This window comes from Microcystis aeruginosa NIES-843 (genome assembly GCF_000010625.1).
GTDB lineage: Bacteria > Cyanobacteriota > Cyanobacteriia > Cyanobacteriales > Microcystaceae > Microcystis > Microcystis aeruginosa.
Genome location: NC_010296.1, coordinates 3,635,607 through 3,655,315 on the forward strand (window position 1 = coordinate 3,635,607; position 19,709 = coordinate 3,655,315).

Annotated in this window: 19 protein-coding genes; 8 read left to right on the top strand and 11 right to left on the bottom strand. The window is 42.6% G+C overall.

What is annotated here, in order from left to right:
* Positions 1-20: 20 nt before the first annotated feature.
* The 4 genes from MAE_RS17130 to MAE_RS17140 form a co-directional block, all read right to left on the bottom strand.
* A complete protein-coding gene (locus MAE_RS17130; RefSeq protein ID WP_002738865.1) occupies positions 21-986 on the bottom strand; it encodes a hypothetical protein in 966 nt (321 codons plus the stop codon).
* A gap of 84 nt (positions 987-1,070) precedes the next feature.
* Complete coding sequence (locus MAE_RS17135; RefSeq protein ID WP_002738649.1) at positions 1,071-1,283, bottom strand: hypothetical protein; 213 nt, start codon at positions 1,281-1,283, stop codon at positions 1,071-1,073.
* Positions 1,284-1,579: 296 nt separating this feature from the next.
* Positions 1,580-2,098: an AbfB domain-containing protein gene (locus MAE_RS30175; protein WP_080507012.1), complete on the bottom strand. Its 519-nt coding sequence runs from the start codon at positions 2,096-2,098 to the stop codon at positions 1,580-1,582.
* Between the two features lie 514 nt (positions 2,099-2,612).
* Entirely contained in the window at positions 2,613-4,064 is a 1,452-nt protein-coding gene (locus tag MAE_RS17140) for a RecQ family ATP-dependent DNA helicase (protein WP_012266696.1), read from the bottom strand.
* Between the two features lie 165 nt (positions 4,065-4,229).
* On the opposite strand from MAE_RS17140, the gene MAE_RS17145 reads away from it, so the two are divergent.
* From MAE_RS17145 to MAE_RS17160, 4 genes are all read left to right on the top strand, one after another.
* The gene (locus MAE_RS17145; RefSeq protein WP_002739193.1) at positions 4,230-4,415 is read left to right on the top strand and encodes a DUF3285 domain-containing protein; all 186 of its coding nucleotides are present in this window, start codon (positions 4,230-4,232) and stop codon (positions 4,413-4,415) included.
* Positions 4,416-4,426: 11 nt separating this feature from the next.
* A complete protein-coding gene (gene ybeY / locus MAE_RS17150) occupies positions 4,427-4,939 on the top strand; it encodes an rRNA maturation RNase YbeY (protein ID WP_002739052.1) in 513 nt (170 codons plus the stop codon).
* Positions 4,940-4,967: 28 nt separating this feature from the next.
* Positions 4,968-5,456 (top strand): diacylglycerol kinase, encoded by a 489-nt coding sequence (locus MAE_RS17155; RefSeq protein ID WP_012266697.1) that lies wholly within the window; start codon positions 4,968-4,970, stop codon positions 5,454-5,456.
* A 676-nt stretch (positions 5,457-6,132) separates the two neighbouring features.
* The gene (locus tag MAE_RS17160; RefSeq protein ID WP_002738935.1) at positions 6,133-6,372 is read left to right on the top strand and encodes a DUF4327 family protein; all 240 of its coding nucleotides are present in this window, start codon (positions 6,133-6,135) and stop codon (positions 6,370-6,372) included.
* A 228-nt stretch (positions 6,373-6,600) separates the two neighbouring features.
* Here the strand turns inward: MAE_RS17160 and MAE_RS17165 are convergent, their stop codons facing one another.
* On the bottom strand, positions 6,601-7,791 hold the full coding sequence (locus MAE_RS17165; protein ID WP_012266699.1) for a class I SAM-dependent methyltransferase: 1,191 nt from the start codon (positions 7,789-7,791) through the stop codon (positions 6,601-6,603).
* A 286-nt stretch (positions 7,792-8,077) separates the two neighbouring features.
* On the opposite strand from MAE_RS17165, the gene MAE_RS17170 reads away from it, so the two are divergent.
* The 3 genes from MAE_RS17170 (at position 8,078) to MAE_RS17180 (ending at position 10,332) form a co-directional block, all read left to right on the top strand.
* Complete coding sequence (locus MAE_RS17170; protein WP_012266700.1) at positions 8,078-9,358, top strand: AAA family ATPase; 1,281 nt, start codon at positions 8,078-8,080, stop codon at positions 9,356-9,358.
* A 40-nt stretch (positions 9,359-9,398) separates the two neighbouring features.
* A complete protein-coding gene (locus MAE_RS17175) occupies positions 9,399-9,986 on the top strand; it encodes a retron system putative HNH endonuclease (RefSeq protein ID WP_231859642.1) in 588 nt (195 codons plus the stop codon).
* A 196-nt stretch (positions 9,987-10,182) separates the two neighbouring features.
* Positions 10,183-10,332 carry a hypothetical protein gene (locus MAE_RS17180; RefSeq protein ID WP_041804180.1) on the top strand — a complete coding sequence of 50 codons (150 nt, stop codon included), beginning with the start codon at positions 10,183-10,185 and terminating at the stop codon, positions 10,330-10,332.
* A gap of 79 nt (positions 10,333-10,411) precedes the next feature.
* On the opposite strand, the gene MAE_RS17185 is transcribed toward MAE_RS17180, so the two are convergent.
* Together MAE_RS17185 and MAE_RS17190 are read right to left on the bottom strand one after the other, a co-directional pair.
* The gene (locus MAE_RS17185; RefSeq protein WP_012266703.1) at positions 10,412-10,792 is read right to left on the bottom strand and encodes a hypothetical protein; all 381 of its coding nucleotides are present in this window, start codon (positions 10,790-10,792) and stop codon (positions 10,412-10,414) included.
* Between the two features lie 59 nt (positions 10,793-10,851).
* Positions 10,852-11,217: a phasin family protein gene (locus tag MAE_RS17190; protein ID WP_002797138.1), complete on the bottom strand. Its 366-nt coding sequence runs from the start codon at positions 11,215-11,217 to the stop codon at positions 10,852-10,854.
* 620 nt (positions 11,218-11,837) lie between these two features.
* Here MAE_RS17190 and hemB point away from each other — a divergent pair.
* Positions 11,838-12,824, top strand: a complete 987-nt coding sequence (hemB, locus tag MAE_RS17195) for a porphobilinogen synthase (RefSeq protein WP_002759384.1) — start codon at positions 11,838-11,840, stop codon at positions 12,822-12,824.
* A 554-nt stretch (positions 12,825-13,378) separates the two neighbouring features.
* Here the strand turns inward: hemB and MAE_RS17205 are convergent.
* The 4 genes from MAE_RS17205 to MAE_RS17220 all read right to left on the bottom strand — a co-directional run bounded on the left by MAE_RS17205 (position 13,379) and on the right by MAE_RS17220 (position 19,667).
* On the bottom strand, positions 13,379-16,024 hold the full coding sequence (locus MAE_RS17205) for a cation-translocating P-type ATPase (protein ID WP_041804182.1): 2,646 nt from the start codon (positions 16,022-16,024) through the stop codon (positions 13,379-13,381).
* A gap of 673 nt (positions 16,025-16,697) precedes the next feature.
* On the bottom strand, positions 16,698-17,012 hold the full coding sequence (locus MAE_RS17210; protein ID WP_012266707.1) for a DUF4164 family protein: 315 nt from the start codon (positions 17,010-17,012) through the stop codon (positions 16,698-16,700).
* A gap of 427 nt (positions 17,013-17,439) precedes the next feature.
* A complete protein-coding gene (locus tag MAE_RS17215) occupies positions 17,440-17,793 on the bottom strand; it encodes a DUF4164 family protein (protein ID WP_012266708.1) in 354 nt (117 codons plus the stop codon).
* Positions 17,794-17,852: 59 nt separating this feature from the next.
* Positions 17,853-19,667, bottom strand: a complete 1,815-nt coding sequence (locus MAE_RS17220; protein WP_012266709.1) for an ABC transporter ATP-binding protein — start codon at positions 19,665-19,667, stop codon at positions 17,853-17,855.
* Between the last annotated feature and the right edge of the window lie 42 nt (positions 19,668-19,709).

Below are 19,709 nucleotides of genomic sequence, written 5' to 3' on the forward strand. Positions count from 1 at the left end.
TCCTTGATCACTCTTTACCTTTACAGTATATCAATATCAAACCGAGACAGCACTTTATCAATGGGACAAGCAAAGGTTTGATTTCCGCCTCCTGCAAATAATAATCCCACAGGACGACGAGTCATCGCATCAACAATTAAAGAACCTGAATCTCCTCCTTGACTAAACAAACCATTAACCCCTTGAATGGCTAATTGATCTTCAAAATTAGCGATTTTTTGACCAAAGCGGACTCGAACATCTGCCGCAATGTCCATTATTACACCTATTGTGTGTCCTGTTGTACGTCCATGTTTACGAACAGATTGATATAAAGCAGATGTCATCGGAGGTTGTTGCACATTGCCAATGGTTAGAATACTAGGTCTGACATCATTATTGTTAATAACCTTGGCGATCGCGGCGTCAATAAAGTTAGGCTTATCATCTAAAAAAATGGTTTCAAAGTCTGTTAATTTAGCAATTGGTTCAGTTCCTTGATCCAATTTACCAGGTTCAATAATATTATCATCAATTTGAGCTTGATTAGAATCAGCTAAAACGTGATTATTAGAGAGAATAAAGATTTCATTATCATCTCCTGCTGTTTTTTTAACTAAGCAGCCTAATGTTCCTGCTGTAATATTAAAATGTCCCACAGAAGTCCCACATTCAACAGGTCTAGCTAAAGCACTTAAGTCATAAACGGGAATTACATCGGTGAGTTTACCATTAATTTCTTCAGGAACTTGTTCATTATTAGGAATTTGACTTTTGGGTAATTTAGAACGAACGTAAACTCTTAAAGCAAGATCATCAATAACAGTATCTCCTGAAATTTTTACCCCATAACCTACACCAACAATATTGCTATTATTGGGTATTCCACTTAGTAGAGAAGCCCCTACTATTTGAGGGAACGCACCAAAAATTCTTACTAAAAACTCACCCTTAAAGTTCTTAGCATCTTGTAATAATTCAGGGGTTGGAACTAGACGACTACTCATTTTTTAATTAACTCCTTATTTGATAAAAAAACAGGCTTAAAGATCCAGAATAATTAAATCTTTAAGCCTAGATTTTAGAAAATTTTAGCACGCATCACGACAAAGTTCTCTGGCTGCTGCCGCTGCTGGAATACAAGCTGCGATAACGACTCCCCCGCTTAAACCGCTGCAAGCTGCTGCTGCCACCGCCGTATCACAACCAATTTTACATAAATCTTTTCCTATATTATCAAAAATGCCTTGAGGATCAGCGATCGCTGCTTGCCCACTAGCTACTCCATTACTTTCAATATCCACTCCTTCATCTGCTAAATTAGTTGTTTCTAAGATTCTTGAAATTTTTGCTTTTTCCTCATCAGAAATTGCACTAAACAGGTCAGCATCAATCTGAATTTTAAGACGTGGTATGACTTTTTTCCTCGTGAATGTGTAATTTAACCTAACTAGGGACTATTCGGAAGCTTGTCGGCATAACGGTTGAATTGAGCGGCAATAGATCGCTTCTCAACTCAACACCAAAATCCCTAATATTGTCCGCTCCAATGATTTGTTATGCCCCGATCGCTTATCAAAATTTAATCTTTGCGATCGCACTATGGGGTAGGTCTTCTAAGAAAACTTGCATCATCGCGGAAAAGGCGGCTACCATTGAATTTATCAAGCCAAAGTTCCCAGTCTCGGTGTCTAATATAATAGCCAGGGAAATTCGAGGATTCGTAAGAAGTGCCACCTTTAGAACTCAATCCAGTTTTAGGGCAGAATGTAGCATCTTTCCTAAAGAGTGTACTACCATCATTAGATGACAGCACTATACGAAAGTTTTGATGACGCAAAAAATAATCGGGAAAATTTTTTGATTCTAACGAAATACAGTTGGGGTCTGCCAAGCCTGTTCTAATTCTGAAGCTTGAATCAAGTTCATCCAGATTCGTGCTAATAGGCTCAACATATCCTTGAAAGTTTCTGTGTCGAATATATCTTCTTGGGTAATTTACAGATTCAAATCGAGCATATATAAAGCGTGGCTGAGCTGTTGCAGGTGCTTGATTAAGAATAGCAGGCACCATACCTACACTTACACACACAATTAAACTTGATTTCAATAAATTCATTTTCTTTCCTTTATTTGATATTGAGCCTTAGTAGTAGAGAAACCTAAAACAGACAACCTTAACGGACTTCGCGGGCTTCGGCATAACTACATATTATACAGAAACTTTCCGTAAAAAACTCTCCAGAGTAACGATATGATTCAACTTTCGGCATATCACTCCATTTAGGCGCAATCGCCCGAACTTTTCCCGATATCACGCCCAAAAGCGTGTTAGCCAGATTAGCTTACTGCAAACAGCCTCCTTTTAAGGAGACTTATCACAGAAGCTTTCTAGAAATCTAGCAAAGATTCTTGTATCTGGCTGCACTTTGTCACAGAATTTCACTATTATTTCGGGTAAGGTATGGTAAATCCCTTGATAGATTCAATCGGGACTAACTTCTGGGAAAACCGCTATAAATCTCCTGCAAAAATCAAAAATCTGACCTTAAGTGAGGAGAATCCGAGACAGGAGGAGAAAAAAGACAGGAAAATTTAGTACAAAAGCTCTGCTCTCCCTGCTCTGGCGCTCCCTAGTTTGCCAGAGGTCGATTGCGACGACAATTATCGCAATGACCACAGCGAAAATTATCGGCATTTTCCTGAAAACCAAAAGCATTTAAGAGAAAGTGCCAACGACAGCGACGGGTATAGAGGTAGGGAAACATCTCATTTTTGGGTTTAAAAGTCATCTTGGCGGAATTATGGCGATAAATAAGCCGATAATGAAAAGGATCGAGCCATTCTAGGCGATCGAGACTGTGTAAAAGGGAGAGAATGAGCGCACCATCGGGAAATTCGGCACTAATCGCCTCTACTTTGCCCTCTAGGGGAATTTGGGCTAAAATTTGCCAAGCTTGTCGGTATTGGCGTTCCTGTTGGGAGTTAAAGAATTTTTGCTGGTTTTTATCGCTATTATCTAACCATCCCGTCGGTTCACTAATTAAGGTGAGAGCCTGCATTTTGCCGCCATCGCGACCACCGCGGCCGATTTCCTGTAGGTATTCCGATAGTAAAGCTGGGGGTTGGTAGTGGACAACCCAACGCACATCGGGTTTGTTGATACCCATGCCAAAAGCTGAGGTACAGACAACAAAAGTTAAATCCCCCCGCAGCCAATTTTGTTCTATTTCCCGACGCTGAAAGGGCGATAAACCGGCATGATAGGCACTGGTGCGATAGTGGAGAGATTGCAACCATGTCGCTAAATTTTCACTATGGCGACGGGAACGAGTATAGATCAGGCCGGATTGTCGAGGTTGACTGGTGAGGAAGTTTAATAGTTGATGACGACGACAACCGGGGCTAATACATATTTTGGTGCTTAAGTCAAGGTTTTGACGGTAAGGATTTATTAAGAAAAGTTGTGGTTTTTCTAGTTGTAAGATGCGGGTGAGAGTCTCACGGGTGGCGGGGTTAGCGGTGGCGGTAAAAGCAGCGATCGCTATTTGGCTGCCGGTCGGTTTTGATTGCAGCAGAGCGGGACGGACAGCCCCAAGACGACGGTAAGCAGGACGAAAATTATCGCCCCACTGGGTTAAACAATGGGCCTCGTCGAGGATGAGAGCGTTAATTTTAACGTGGGGAAGGGTTAATTTTGACCAGAGGGGCGGACTTAAGAGGGTTTCTGGGGAAAGATAGAGAAGTCGCAGGGTTTGATCTGCGATCGCTGCTAAGGTTTTCTTTCTCTGTTGTCGGGGGATTTCGTGATGAATCAGGGCGACGGGTAGTTTTTTGGCTAATAATTCCTCCACCTGATTTTCCATCAGGGCAACCAGGGGAGAAATCACTAGGGTTAAGCCAGTTTTTAATAAAGCGGGCAATTGAAAACAGATAGATTTACCGAATCCCGTGGGCATGACAATCAGAGCATCTTTTGCCGCTAGAATTGTCTCGATAATCTCCTGTTGGGGAAAGCGAAAGCTATCATAGCCCCAAATTTTTTGAAAAATAGTCTGGATGCTTTCGGTATTGTGGGAAGACATGGGTTAACTGCTGGGGTGTGGGGTGTGGGGTGTGGGGTGTGGGGGAGTTGAGCGGTTTTGACTATCCCGGACGGGTAATAATTTTTCCCATAATTGAATTTTTTTGGCACTTTTTTAATAATCTGTTACACTTATAGCGATCAATCCTTGTCTGGGGAATTACTGATGACTGAACCTGTTAGCACCACTGACCCCGCAGTAGAAACCGCCACGGAAGCGCAACCCAGTTACGTCAAGCTGGCGATGCGGAATATGGTCAAGAAAAAAGGCATCTCGTTAAAACACTTTTTTTTGACTACAGCAGCCCTATTAGGCTTTTTTGTCGGTATTTCCTATCTGACGCGTCCCTAGGGTGAAATCTGGTGAGTGAGACTTTGCCCCTAGGGGTGGATTTATGCCTACAGGATAATTATTTTGATCCCGGAAATAGTCCTGTGGATGGGGAAACTTGGCACTATTGGTTGGAGACATGGTTAGGCTATCTATCGGATTATCTCCCCGTTGCCGCCGGTTATGAACTAAGTTTGCGTTTAACAGACGATCGAGAAATTCAGACCTATAATTGCCAATATCGCCACAAAGATCAACCGACGGATGTTCTCGCTTTTGCCACTCTCGAAGTGGATTTCCCAGTCGATGAGCGCATTTTAGAGACAGAACCTTTATATTTGGGGGATATTATCATCTCTGTGGAGACAGCACAACAACAGGCTTTAACACAAAATCATTCTTTGGCGCGAGAATTGGCCTGGTTAACTGCCCACGCTTGTTTACATCTTTTGGGTTGGGACCATCCCGATGAAACAAGTCTGTTAGAAATGCTATCTTTACAGGAAACTTTGTTAAAAACCGTCGAAATGCCGATACATAGTTAGTTATTTTTGTCAAGCATTATTGAGGAATATGAAGACAAATTATCATCAAGCCAACCAATCTACCAGCCTATCTAATCCCTATCTCAACAATAATTTTATCCCTCGATCGGGACAGGTGAGTGAGGGCAACAATTCGACTCAAAGAGAATACGCTTGGCAAGTCGCCTCGAATCTATTAGTCAGTGTTCGCTACGCTTGGGCCGGAGTCCGTTATGCTTTTGTTAGTCAAAGAAATTTTCGCATTCACACCCTGATTACCCTAGTAGCGGTTAGTTGGGGCTTATTTTTGCGGGTTAATGCCATGGAAATGGCGATTGTCACCCTTACCTGCGCTCTGGTGATGGTCTTAGAATTAATTAACACTGCCCTAGAATCAGTGGTAGATCTGACAGTGGGGCAATCCTACCATGATTTAGCCAAAATAGCGAAAGATTGTGCCGCTGGTGCCGTTTTAATCGCCTCGATCGCCGCTTTACTCGTAGCGGCTTTTATTTTTATTCCCCATTTATTAGTTTAAGCTGGAAGCTTTTTTCAGTGTTGCCAAAGGCACGGCGTAGCCGTCCAGTAAACAGTAAACAGTGAACAGTGAACTGAAAACTCAAATCTGATCACTGATAAGCTGTACTGATTTTAAAACGCTTAGGGGAAAATTCAGTACAAATGCTCGAACTTCCTCTCCCTGCTGCCAACTCCGGCACTGCGGTGCAGTCTTAACCAGTAATTTAGATAGGGTTTGCTGAAAAAGTACGGGCGAAGCATTCGGATAGAAAATCTCCGGTTTCACCGATAGGTTATTGCCCGAATGCTTCGCCCCTACAGGACGCGGGCCGATGAAGATGCAAGGTTTTGAACCACGATTCTCTCAAAATCTTGCACCTGTTTCGCAAGAAAAGCCCCAAAACCCTTACCTTGCCTACATTTCACATTTATTCAGCCAACCCTAGATAGTCAACAGCTTAACTGATCACTGATAACTGATCACTGATAACTGATTTGGCATAAGGGGACTCGACAGCTTTTAGCCGATAAATTTAACTTTTCTTAACCTAAGCCTAAACTGGCGAGGGGAGAGGGTTTCGCTATATATAAAAAATTGTAATCGTCGATACAGCAAAAAATCTCTTTTGTCCCCATATAGGTTAGAATATAGTTAGTGATAAGACTTCTTTTGTAGATCTTGCAGGAAATCTCCCATGAGTGCCATAACTTTCTCCACCGCTCCCACCGCTTACTCTATCAGGATGATTAAGGACGAAGTCCGTCAGATGGTAGAACAGGGGGTAGTGAGCAGACACCAACCGATCTACACCCTCTGTCAGTTCATTCCCCCCCGGGAGTGGGTTTGTGTTGAATGTGAACTAGAACGATGTGACTACCTTCTCAGAGATCAAATTGGTGACTTGATCGCCTCGGAATCTTGGGATAATGATTAAATTCTCCCGTTTGCCGATGGGCAAAAATCGGACTGATCAGAAATTTAGCAGCCTTGTCCACTTTCTTAAACTATTATAATTCAGCCCCGGTTAATTCTGGGGCTGAAACTATGGGGATAGGAGGGGGATAATTGTTGAGAAAAAAGAAGTTTTTGTAAGATTTAGCCAAGTTAGTTTAAAAGTTACCCATTGCCAAGGGACGCTATCTCTAACATCCCCAAATTTTCCCTAACTTAAAATCAGTAGTTGGCGCTGTTGTAAAGAACGCACAGCAGTTAATCCTAAAGCAACTTGAGCGTCGATTTCTCCCACGGTTAAACGACCATCACAAGCTTGTAAAAAAGCAAATTCTGTCTCCGAGAGATTAACCGGCCGATAATCGTAATCTAGAACACTTGCACTAGGCCAACCGTAAAGACAGGGATGAACTTCGGCCACTGCATTCTCTAGGACTTGATCCCCGGACCAATCGGCAGTCAAAATCGGTGGTTTAGCGAGGAAAAATTCATAGTGGGTGATTTCTGGGTCTAATAATTCCGTCAAGCGATAACGTTCCCTTTCCCCTAAATTTTGCGCTCTAGCCATCAATTCGGGGGATTTACCCAATAAACGGTCTAATTGCCAGTAGGAAGGGTTAGAAAAGCCAATAAAGGCTAATCCTGACGCATCAATCAGTTGAAAGAGGGTATCGATATTGTAGTCCACTTCCCGGGGGTGAACGTACATATCAGCGAAGGACTCATCGCGATGATTTTCCATTGACCAACGCTCTTTTTCCCGTTTCAAAATGCGATTATTTTCTGGTAGAGAGGCAAAAATCTCTCGGCCGACAGCGACCCCATCTTTATAATCCCCGCGTCGGTCTCCCTGCAAAAGTGCGATCGCAGATTGCATTAACTGGATTTCCCAGCGTCCCAATTGAGCATAGACGAAAATATGCAGCAGACCACCGGGGGCCAGTTTTTGCGCGAGGGATTGAATACCTTTAATCGGGTCCGGGAGATGGTGCAGCACCCCGACGCAGTTAATTAAATCAAATTCTCCCGGGAGATTAGTGGCCGATTCAAGGGGTAAATGGTGAAAATCCAGAGAACCTCGGTGCTTTGTCGCAACTCCCGAACGATTACAGCGTTCTTTGGCAATTTCTAGAGCTTTTTCACTGATATCTATCGCGACTACATGAGCGAAAGGGTTGAGCGCAAGCAGATATTCAGTTCCCGCACCAGTACCACAACCTGCATCGAGAATGCGGATATCCTCTCGTTCAGGTTTACGATGACAACAAAAGTTATAGGCAGCAATCCAATTCCAGCGCCAATTGTAACCCGGAGGAGGTTCATCTAGGAGCGGTTCGGGGGGGAAAGGATAGGTATTGTAGAGACGTTGTACAGCAGTGCGAATAGTAGCGTCGTCGGACATGAAAATTGGCGGAGTTTAGGATAACAATCGATCGATTGTCTCACAGACGGCAGCGATCGGGAAAGTCAGCCGGGGTTTTTTTGAGTTAGTCGAGGGTAAATGATAAATAATCATTATGACTATCCAGTTCTGTGCCAAAACTAGATATTATTTCTTTGGTCGATATTTTTTTCTATTCCTTGTCCTACTGTCTCTTAACCCTATCTAAGTTTTACTGGCAATTATTCGAGAGTCATTCTCTAACAATTATCTCAAATATAAGCAAATCTTGCCGATACAAAAAACCATGAGAATTAAGTCTATAAAGCTTGATAATTATCGAGGTGTAGTTAGTTTAAACATCGACTTTCATCGTCAATTAAACGTATTTATAGGAGTTAATGGTGCTGGAAAATCCACCATTTTAGATAGTTTGGCGATTATGCTTTCATGGTTAGTTAATCGCCTAAAAAATACTAATGCCAGTGGACGAAAGATTAGCGAAACCGAGATTAATAATGGTCAGGGTACGGCTATAATTGAAATCACTGGGTTGACGGAAGATAGTCAAGAGATTACTTGGAAAATAGTAAAAACTAGGACTGGATATATCCACGCTGGAGAACGGAGTAATTTTAGCCAATTAAATGAATACACTCAACAAATACAACGACAAATTACTGAACATCAAGGACAAATTAACTTACCTTTATTTGTTTATTATTCTGTTAATCGAGCAGTGGTAGATATACCCTTAAAAATTAAAACAAAACATCAATTTGATTCTCTAAGTGCCTACGAAAATGCTTTAACCAGTGGATCAGATTTTCGCACTTTTTTTGAATGGTTTCGCGAGCGCGAAGATTTAGAAAATGAAAATAGAAAATATCAGGATTATCTAATTAAACCAGAAGGTTTTTGTTTTCCCGATCCCCAATTGGAAGCAGTTCGGGAAACGATCGAACGTTTTCTACCCGATTTTACTAATCTTAGCGTCCGTCGTAATCCCTTGAGAATGGAAGTAACAAAAAAGAATGAAATAGTTACTGTTAATCAACTTTCTGATGGAGAAAAATGTCTGATTGCTATGCTGGGAGATTTAGCTCGAAGAATGGCGATTGCTAATCCTCAAAATCCTGATCCCTTAACGGGTAATGGTGTTATTATCATTGACGAAATTGACTTACATTTACATCCTCAATGGCAAAGATTTGTAGTACCTAAATTACTAGAAGTTTTTCCTAACTGTCATTTTTTTATTTCCACCCATTCTCCTAATATTATCACTCATGTTCAACCAGAAAGTTTACACTTCATGGAACAAACAGAAATGGGAATAAAAGTTCATACCGTGCAAGAGTCCTACGGCAAAAATGTTGATCGAATTTTAGAAGATTTGATGGGATTAGAGACAACTCGTCCCAAGGAAATCGCTGAAGCTTTGAAAGATATCTATGAACAAATATCTCAAAATCAATTAGAGGCAGCTAAAAATAAAATCAATGATCTCAGAGCTAAAATTCAAGATGATCCAGAATTAATTAAAGCTGAAGTTATTATTCGACGCAAGGAAATTATCGGAAAATGAAGTATATTAGAAAAAGACAAGAACCACCAGAGTTTAAGAATTGGAAAGAGCAAGCTACTCAGATTGGCAGCCCGACTTTAGAAATTTAGGGGGAAAACTAAAAGAAATACTAATTAAAGCGTTGATGACAGAACAGGGGGAAATATGTTGTTATTGTGAAAGTCGATTGGTTTATGGTGAATGCCATATAGAACATTTTAAACCTCAGAGTGATCCCACTGTTGATCCCTTAGATTATGCCAATTTGCTATGTTCCTGTCAGGCAAATCTTACGCCTAGTGAACCTCGGCACTGTGGTAATCTAAAAAATAACTGGTTTGATGAAAATCTCTTAATCTCTCCACTTAATCCCGATTGTGAGTCTCACTTTGCCTTTAACTATGATGGTACAATTAAACCCGCACAAGAAGATGATCAAAAAGCAATTAATACTATCGAAAAGTTGGGATTAAACCTCAATAAACTCAAGGCACTTCGTAAGGCAGCCATCGATCCTTTTTTGGATGAGGAGATAGATAATGCTCAATTAAAAGTTTTTGTCAATGGATATTTATGCTTAGATGATCAACAAAGATACACTCCTTTCTGGACAACAATCAAATATCTGTTCAGCGATTTAATTGAATAATCTTTCCTTTACAAAAATACAAGGATTATTATAAAAGTTTAGATAAACAAGAAAAAATATCAAGTCTTATGAAGATTATTCAAGAATTATCTCAAAAGTCAACAATTGATGAGATTCTGGCCAGATAATTGGGATGGAGGGGTGAATCAACCTGATCCGAAAAAGAGATTGTTGTCGAGAGTCGGAGAGAAAAGCAATGAATATCAAGGATACGTTACACAATTTTGTCCAGTACCTAACGGAGGCTTTTGCTCGCATTTTTAGCCCCAACAATGATGAGTATCCCGATGTGGGGATGCAGCCTTTTGATTCTGAACCTTACCATGCTCCCAAGAGTAATTCTTAACTAAAAATGACAGATAGTTGCTTTGAGATAAAAGTTATGGGTAGGGATAATAACCCTACCTGATTTTATAGAAAAATAATTAATCCTCTGCTTGCCAATCGGGACAACTATCACTATCCCAACCGTAGGGATGGAAACCGCAGACGAGAAGATTACCTCCGTAGATATAACCGTGATAATTACGGCAACCGATACAAGCAGGATGGGTGTTAGGATCGGGGTTAACCTTAGGAGTGAGGGTAAAATCCGAGGGTTCATCTAATTCCGAAAATAGGGACTCATCGAGGTTAAAAAATTCTTCTAATTCCTGGGGTAAAACCTCTTGAATAAACTGTTCCAGATCGATGATAATTTCCTCATTGATTTCTTCGATAGTTTGGGTAACTTCTTGGAAAAAAGTTTCAATTCCCAGTGCCACAGTTTCGATCACTTCCCAAAAATCTTTCGGCCAATCGTTCATGTTTATACTTGCATCCCTTGTCTGGTAATAATTAATTATTTGTCGCTAAAATCTAGGTTTTAATCCCGTTGCAGTTTCCGTAATTCCTCCTGAAGACGTTCCACCTGTTGCCGCAATTCATCTACTTTTGGATCGGCTGCTTTGGTGTCCTCCTCATCTTCAATAATTTCTATCCGTCGGGGTTCATGGGGAATATTAGATTCGTTACCTGCCACCGTTTGCTGTTGTGCCTGTTTCACCAACTCATCAACGTATTTGCGCGCTTCTTCTGTCGTCATTTCGCCGCGAGAAATCATTTCATCGGCTAATTTTTGGGCTTGATTTCTTAATTCTTGTAAATTTACTTCAGCTTTTTCGGCGGCATAAGTAGCAATGCCTACGCCCAAATAAACTGCTTTTTTGACTAAATCACCTAAGTTCGCCATAGCAAAAATCCTGAATCGATCGCTCTTACTTCCTAGAATAAACGATCCTTCTCCCAAATGGAGATGGGTTTTGGGAGTGAGTGAACAGTGAACAGTAAACAGTAATCAGTGAACGCTTGCGCCGCTAATGTAACACCGTGAACATTTTTCAGCCAATATCCAAGAGAGCCATCGGTGAACTGAAAACTCATACTAAATCCGTTGAGTATAAGCTAGTTATGAGGAGAGGCACTCATGCAAAAGGCAAGAGGCAAAAGGGAGAATAAATAATCAGTTTTTAATAAACGGATTTAGTATCACATCTGATAACTGATAACTGGTAACTGGTAACTGATAACTGATGAGGTAAAGTTTTGTAAATAGATGCGGTGGTGGCGACACCAAAATTGATCGCTATAAAGATTAAATTTTAGTCAAATTGCTGGTTTTTCGCCCTCAAAACGACGATAGAGCCTCATCAGGTCATTTTTGACCTAAATAGTTTGATTAAGCTCAAAATAACTAAATATTGCGGATAGCTGCCGGCAGCTGGCTGCCGGCTGAATCGATTTGTGTTCATCCTCAGCAAAGATTTAAACTAAAGAATCGAGACAAGATTCCCGATTTAATCACAAAAAACTATGTTTCCTATTCATCGCCCCCGTCGTCTGCGTCAAACCCCTCAAATGCGCCGTCTGGTGAGTGAAACCGTCTTGACAGCCAATGACTTTATCTATCCCCTTTTCGCCACGGCGGGGGAAGGTATTGCCCGAGAAGTCAAATCGATGCCGGGGGTGTACCAATTATCAATCGATAAAATTGTTGACGAAGCCAAGGAAGTGCGGGATTTAGGAATCCCAGCGATTATTTTATTCGGGCTGCCGGAAAGTAAAGACACAGAGGCGACGGGAGCATGGCACGATCATGGTATTGTCCAAAAAGCGGCCACAGCAATTAAAGAGGCAGTTCCCGATCTACTCATTGTCGCTGATACTTGTTTGTGTGAATATACTAACCACGGTCATTGTGGTTATCTACAAACGGGAGATTTAACCGGCAGGGTGTTAAACGATCCCACTCTGGGATTATTGCAAAAAACCGCCGTTTCCCAGGTAAAAGCGGGAGTGGATATCATTGCACCGTCGGGAATGATGGATGGTTTTGTGCAGGCAATTCGTCAAGGATTGGATGAGGCCGGTTATAGTGATACACCGATTCTTTCCTATACGGCTAAATATGCCTCTGCCTATTATGGGCCGTTTCGGGATGCCGCCGATTCTACCCCCCAATTCGGCGATCGCAGAACCTACCAAATGGATCCGGGTAATGCCAGGGAAGCTTTAAAAGAGGTGGAATTAGACGTATTAGAGGGAGCAGATATGTTAATGGTAAAACCTGCCCTGTCTTACCTGGATATTATCTGGAGAATCAAGGAAATGACTAATTTACCCGTGGCTGCCTACAATGTATCGGGGGAATATTCAATGATTAAAGCGGCGGCGTTAAATGGCTGGATTGACGAAAAACGAGTGACTTTAGAGACTTTAACCAGCTTTAAACGGGCGGGTGCCGATATTATCTTAACCTACCACGCTAAGGATGCCGTGCGCTGGTTAGCAGAGGGTTAAACTTGATGATTGAACCCACCATGCCGATCAGGATAAGGGGGTGGTGAGGTTGCTACTCTTAATTCTAGGGATTACCTGAAAAAAATACTGGCTCTTCTCGAATTTTTTGTGTGACAATTTTTGCTTATGTAATCCTGAAGTGCTTATTTGGCAAGACTTTTAGGACTACTTTGCGGATATTCTATCAGTATAGACCTCGTTTCCACACAGAAACCAGAAGAGCCAAAATACTTTCCAACGATTGAGTTCAGGAGCGGTAGATAACCTCTCATTCCAGCAACTACATAGGGCTGGCTGAATAAATCTAAAAACTTTGTTGGGTAAGACTTTTAGACCTTTTGTCAATCAAAAAGTACTGGATCTGGGAGTGATCGGGGGGAAATTTAGGCACTTTTTCCCTGAAAATTAGGTAATTGGCCACCTCAAAACTGGTAAAACCCCACACCCCACACCCCACACCCCACACCCTGCCCCCAGGAAAAACTTTTTCAGCAAACCCTACATAGCGCACTGCTGCAACAATTTGTAACCGATCGTGGAATCTATGATGCTTTTTATTTTTGGATGTTCAAGTGCCGACGGTTCCACAGTTTTAGTCCTTCAAACCAGAAAATACTGACAACTCCAGAAACTAAGCTGACCAGCAAATCATCAGTATGTAGAAATGAAAAGCTGAACAGGTGTCGTAGCAGGGGAACATAGAGAACTAATCCCAAAAACAGGAGTCCACCGCCGATCACCCACCACAAAGCCTGATTAGGAGCTTGGAGCATTTCTGGAATCGTTCGGGACCAGGAACGATTGGTTAAGATCATAGCGAGGTTGGAGATAATCAATGTCGTAAATGCTAAGGCACGAGCATCAAATTCACTATTGCCGTTGTTATAGGCGATCGCAAATACAATAACCAGTACCACTAAAACGCTGGTTCCTTGAAGCAAGGCCAATCGCAACGTCCGACGACTGAACAAGGGTTCTTTGGGATTACGGGGGGGGCGACGCATAATATCGCTTTCTGCCGGTTCAGCTTCAAACACAACCGTGCAGGCCGGATCGATAATTAAGTGCAGAAAGGCAATGTGGATCGGGAGTAGCACCAAGGGCCAGCCAAACATGACTGGAATCAAGGACATACCGGCGATCGGAACGTGAACGGCCAAGGTATAGGCCATCCCCTTTTTCAGGTTGTCAAAGATACGTCTGCCCAGTTTGACCGATTCGACGATGGATGAAAAATCATCTTTCAACAGGACCAGATCGGCAGACTCTCGCGCTACATCGGTACCCCGTTCACCCATGGCAATGCCGATATGGGCAGACTTGAGGGCCGGGGCATCGTTGACACCATCACCGGTCATGGCCACAATTTCCCCGGAGCGTTTCAGTGCATTGACAATCAATAGTTTTTGTTCGGGGACGACACGGGCAAAGATGTTGGTGCTTTGAATGCGATCGCGCAGTTCCGACTCACCCATTTGCTCCAGTTCCCTACCGGTGATCACCTTGTCTAAAGGCCTGAGTCCAATCTGACGGGCAATGTTCTGGGCTGTTACCGGATAATCACCCGTAATCATGACAACGCGAATTCCCGCACCATAGCATTCGGAGATCGCAGGTGCAACAGTAGGGCGCACCGGGTCTTCCAGGCCGATGAGTCCCACAAATTCAAACTCAAAGTCGTGTTGTTGCACAGGTAAGCGATCGTCAGATTCCAAGTAGGCTAGAGGCCCAGATGACTCAAGAGCGTGAGTTTTGGGTAATGTTCCAATTTTGCGTCCTTGAGCGACTCCCAGAACTCGCAAACCTTCTCTGGCCATGGACTGGATCTGTTCGGCAAGCTCCTGTTGTTGAATCGGGCTGAAATGGCAGAGATCAGCGATCGCTTCTGGGGCCCCTTTTGCCGCAACGGTAAGCTCCCCCGTCAGGGATTCCCAGACACAGGACATGGCCAAGAGATCGGTGGACAGGGGATATTCGCGCAGTAGTTGCCAATCGCTATGCAGGTGTTCAGTCTTGGCCAGGTAATCCCAACCAATTTGCTGCAACGCTTTCTCCATCGGGTCAAAGGGATCTTTGCGACTCGCTAGAATGCCAAACTCGATCAGGGGATGAAGGACTTCGGGCAAGGGTTCGCGCTCGTGGAGCGTCACATCGTACAGATAAGCATTGGAGCCGCTGTAAACCAACAATTGTTTGACGGCCATTTGGTTCAATGTCAGGGTTCCAGTCTTATCGACACAAAGAACGGTGACAGAACCCAGGGTTTCAACCACTGGAATGCGACGAGTTAGTACCTGTTTTTGCGAGAATCGCCACGCTCCCAGAGCCAGAAAGATGGCCAGCACCACCGGAATTTCATTGGGCAAAATTGCCATCGCCAGGGCTAATCCTGCCAAAAAGCCATGCAACCAATCGGCCCGGGTTAGTCCATAAATCACGACCACCGCCGCGCAAATGGCAAGCGCAATCATCGTCAATTTACCGACAATGCGACGGGTTTCTTTCTGTAAGACCGTGTCTTCCGGTTCAACCGTTTGCAGAGCTTTGCCAATTTTTCCCATTTCAGTATGTATGCCCGTTGCTTGCACCTGGGCAATGCCCTGCCCTTGCACCGCAAGAGTGCCAGAATAGACAGTGGGTAAGTCGTCTCCACCCGGTCTCAAGGTTGCTGAAAGTTTCTCTGGGTCTTCTTCCAGCTGGATGGTGCGTTTCCTGACCGGAACAGACTCCCCGGTTAACAGCGATTCATCAATCGTCAAGTGAGTCGACCACAGCAAAATCGCATCCGCAGGAACGCGATCGCCCTCCTCCACCACGATCAAATCGCCCTGTACCACTTCTCGCCCCGCAATCCGCTGCCGCTCCCCATCTCGAATCACCAAGGCCCGAGGACTGGATAAGTCCCGCAGTGCTTCTAGAGAACGTTCCGTTTTTTGCTCCTGGTAAAGATTGATGCCAATAATAAAAAAGACAAACCCCAACAAAATCAGAGCTTCTTGAGCATCACCCAAAAAGAGGTAGATGACACCACAGGCAATCAGGAGCAAGAAAATCGGCTCTTGGATAATGTCTAGGGCGATCCTTAAAAAAGTACGATGCTGGGTTGAGGGCAGTTCGTTGTAGCCATGCTGTTTCAAGCGATCGCCAGCTTCTTGGCTAGACAACCCGTTAAACTGCCTATTTTGCATAGGTGCAACCATAACACTTACCTAGGTTTTTCACACAGGCTATTCTCGCATATAAAGAGTTGGTAATGGGAGCATCTCACCTTTGCAATGAGCATAAATACTTAGTGGAAAAATAGGCTTTTCGAGGGTAATTCTTGTTTTAATTCTCCATGTACGCAGTCTTTAAAAGCCTCTATTTCGTTCCAAGACACGATTAAGAGTGGCTTTTAGGCTAAGTATAATTACTTATCGCGTAAGTGAGATGCTCCCGTTGGTAATTGCCTCCGGCTTACCGAAAAATTGGGTTTAAAGCCTCGCCCTTTGAGGGCGACTTTATATGATGTATAATATTAAAAATAGGGGGCCGGGTAAGCAACCGCTGAAAAAACCCAGTCATCAACCGATGAACGCACCTTGAAAACTAGAGTTATGGGGTTCTCTAGGGGAATGCTCCTATAGGTAAAAGCTCTCAGCACCAAGTACCAAAGAAACCAATTATTTTAGAGGTTTGGAACTGTATCGTCGGGCAGACGAAAACAGGCTTCTGTAAGGTCGCGAAAGTCTGAGGAGAGAACCACCTCTAGGTGGGATTTCGCCAGGAATCTAATTCAAGTGGACTCGTTGAGCCAGAAATTCACAGCAGTGATGCTAGAAAAATCCACGTCCGTTTACGGCGTGGGGTATGTCAATTCTGTCTGAGATTAGATCAAATCTTTGAGAAGGTTGTCAGGAAAGCAACGGCGATCGCACTTGCCCCAAGAATAATTAATGTCCAGACCTGATTTTTTTGGGTTCCTTCCACTGATTTCAGGCGATTATCGATTCCCTCAACCTTTTCGGTTAACTTTGCCTGTCCTACCTCTAGCTTATTTAACCGTTCATCGATTTTGTCAAATTTTTGATTAACATCTTTTTGGAGACTTTCAAATTTTTGAGTAACATCTTTTTGGAGATTGTCAATTTTCCCCTCAATCCTAGTCAAAACAGCTTCTAGGGAATAGGTAACGGTTTCGTTAGACATAGTATCAACTTCCATTAGATATATTTTCTCAGTCCGCTATCGGGGACTATTTTAAGACTAAACCGGTTCGAGGTTGTCTGAGAAGATCGTTTTTCTGGGATGACAAAACTTGAAACTGTGACTAATAGCCACGGGTTAATTCTAGCCCACATTCCGCACCCTAAAGTGTCACATTGAAAATTTTATCTAAATCGTCAAAACGATTGCCGGCTCTGAATTACAGGCTAGTTTGTTTGCCCAGCCGATGCACAATTAGCCCTAAAAATCTGATAGTTCTGATACTAAATTATTGAGAGAAACTCTCATTAAGCTGGCGATCGCTGACTAGAGTGTGACACTTCATAATTCTTAGTAATCGCTAAAAGTCTTACTATACAAGGGCTAGAGCAACTTTTGATTTCAACAACTAGGGTGCGGAATGTGGGTTCTAGGGATTACCTGAAAAAAATACTTTCCAACCGGCTGTAGCGATCGCACTTGCCAAAAGAATAATTAATGTCCAGACCTGATTTTTTTGGGTTCCTTCCACTGATTTTAGGCGATTATCGATTCCCTCAACCTTTTCGGTTAACTTTGCCTGTCCTACCTCTAGCTTATTTAACCGTTCGTCGATTTTGTCAAATTTTTGGTTAACATCTTTTTGGAAAGTGTCAAATTTTTGGTCAACATCTTTTTGGAGACTTTCAAATTTTTGGTTAACATCTTTTTGGAGATTGTCAATTTTCCCCTCAATCCTAGTCAAAACAGCTTCTAGGGAATAGGTAACGGTTTCGTTAGACATGGTGATCAACTCCCATTAGATCATATTTTCTCGGTCTGCTATCGGGGACTATCTTAAAACTAAACCAGTTCACCGCTTTCTTGTAAAGAGTGGAGACGTTGATAGATTCCCTGCTGATTTAATAATTGGTCATGGCTACCGATCTCGACAATGCGACCATTATCCAAAACGACAATTTGATCAGCTTCTCGAACAGTACTGAGACGGTGGGCGATAATAATCGTGGTGCGAGTGCCTAAGATGGATTTCATGGCTAGTTGAATGGCTCTTTCTGACTCATAATCTAAGCTAGAAGTGGCTTCATCAAAAACTAACACATCTGGATCAACAATTAACGCCCTAGCAATTCCTAAACGCTGTCTTTGTCCCCCCGAAAGACGCACGCCCCTTTCCCCTACAATAGTGGAATAACCATTAGGTAATTCCTGAATAAATTCATCAACACGGGCAATTTTACAGGCTTCTTCTACCTTCTCAAAGCTAATATTAGGATTACCGTAGGTGAGATTTTCTAACACCGTACCATTAAACACATCTACTTCTTGATGGACAATCGCTAACCGTCGCCGATACCAAGTCACATCCAAGCGACTAATATCCTCGCCATCTATCAGAATTTGCCCTTGACTCGGTTCAAAATAGCGGAAAAGTAACTTAACTAAAGTGGATTTTCCTGAACCAGATTTTCCCACTAATGCCACGGTTTGATAGGGTTCAATCAGAAGATTAATATCCTTTATAATCCTTCTTTCAGGACTATAGCCAAAGCTAAGATTACTTAATTCTACTTTCCCCGTAAAATGATAGGGATTGTGTTGGGCATGATCGGCTAAAAGACTACCAGCATCAGTGCCACTAGGCAAGTTGATAAATTCCTGTAAACGTGCCATAGAAGCATAGCGACGAGCGAAAGTTTCTGCCATTTGGGATAGGGGATCTAATTCCGCATAGGCCATACTAGCGAGGGTATAGGTGGTGATAAAATGCCCGATCGAGATTTTCTGTTGAACGGTGGCTAGGAGAGTAAAGAAAAATACTCCAAATAAACTAGCTTGGACGAGGGTTTTTTCCCAAGTAATTAAGTCCACATAACCCTTATGAATGCGATAGATAACGTAGGTAAATTCTCTCTCTAAACGCTGTTTCTGACGATATAATTCCTGTCCTTCTGTGGCAAAAGCTTTGACAGTTTTGATATTAGTAATAATCTCAGAATTGCGACTTTGGGTATTTTCGATGTGCTGATCCAGAATTCTTTCTTTTTGCATTAAATCTTTTAAATCTCTCAAAATAAAAGCTACAATTAATACAAAAGAAACAACAAAAGCGAGGGCGATCTGCCATTGAATTACCCAAATAACAAGAAAAATACCGAAAACTCTAAACAATTTTGGGATCATCATTCCCGCCACTTCGGGATAAGTCCAAGTATGATTTTCTATCCCTTTGGCGATCCGGTTAGCGATGCGTCCTGGATTATTTTCATCGTAAAAAGATAGGGGTAAGGTGAGAATTTTGGCAATAATTTTGTTGAGATGATCTCGTCGCGCTCTTAAGGATATTTCCCAGTGAAACCATACACCCAGCCAAGGCTGAATTGGTGCTTTAATTACCGTGGTTAGGAAAATTAAGCCTAATAATACTGCCAAACTAACCCACTTTTCTGAGGCAAAGGGAGTTAAAACCATGGTGCGATCGACCAAAGATTGCACGAATCCATCTAAAGGTTGATCGGAAAGAACATTAAGAATCTGTCCGACAGCGTAGGGAACCATCAGATCGATAATTTCAAAGACGCTGGATGCAGCAATGCTCAAAAAGGCGGCTTTTTGATAATTGCGATAGTAACTGAGAATATCGCGTAAGGAAGCCATAACATCAAGTAAATTGCCAATTTTTAACTTCTATCTGGTAAC

Coding starts and splice junctions, on each gene's coding strand:
- MAE_RS17130 (WP_002738865.1), bottom strand. CDS start 986: ATGAGTAGTCGTCTAGTTCCAACCCCTGAATTATTACAAGATGCTAAG.
- MAE_RS30175 (WP_080507012.1), bottom strand. CDS start 2,098: ATGAATTTATTGAAATCAAGTTTAATTGTGTGTGTAAGTGTAGGTATG.
- MAE_RS17140 (WP_012266696.1), bottom strand. CDS start 4,064: ATGTCTTCCCACAATACCGAAAGCATCCAGACTATTTTTCAAAAAATT.
- MAE_RS17145 (WP_002739193.1), top strand. CDS start 4,230: ATGACTGAACCTGTTAGCACCACTGACCCCGCAGTAGAAACCGCCACG.
- MAE_RS17155 (WP_012266697.1), top strand. CDS start 4,968: ATGAAGACAAATTATCATCAAGCCAACCAATCTACCAGCCTATCTAAT.
- MAE_RS17160 (WP_002738935.1), top strand. CDS start 6,133: ATGAGTGCCATAACTTTCTCCACCGCTCCCACCGCTTACTCTATCAGG.
- MAE_RS17165 (WP_012266699.1), bottom strand. CDS start 7,791: ATGTCCGACGACGCTACTATTCGCACTGCTGTACAACGTCTCTACAAT.
- MAE_RS17170 (WP_012266700.1), top strand. CDS start 8,078: ATGAGAATTAAGTCTATAAAGCTTGATAATTATCGAGGTGTAGTTAGT.
- MAE_RS17180 (WP_041804180.1), top strand. CDS start 10,183: ATGAATATCAAGGATACGTTACACAATTTTGTCCAGTACCTAACGGAG.
- MAE_RS17185 (WP_012266703.1), bottom strand. CDS start 10,792: ATGAACGATTGGCCGAAAGATTTTTGGGAAGTGATCGAAACTGTGGCA.
- MAE_RS17190 (WP_002797138.1), bottom strand. CDS start 11,217: ATGGCGAACTTAGGTGATTTAGTCAAAAAAGCAGTTTATTTGGGCGTA.
- hemB (WP_002759384.1), top strand. CDS start 11,838: ATGTTTCCTATTCATCGCCCCCGTCGTCTGCGTCAAACCCCTCAAATG.
- MAE_RS17205 (WP_041804182.1), bottom strand. CDS start 16,024: ATGGTTGCACCTATGCAAAATAGGCAGTTTAACGGGTTGTCTAGCCAA.
- MAE_RS17210 (WP_012266707.1), bottom strand. CDS start 17,012: ATGTCTAACGAAACCGTTACCTATTCCCTAGAAGCTGTTTTGACTAGG.
- MAE_RS17215 (WP_012266708.1), bottom strand. CDS start 17,793: ATGTCTAACGAAACCGTTACCTATTCCCTAGAAGCTGTTTTGACTAGG.
- MAE_RS17220 (WP_012266709.1), bottom strand. CDS start 19,667: ATGGCTTCCTTACGCGATATTCTCAGTTACTATCGCAATTATCAAAAA.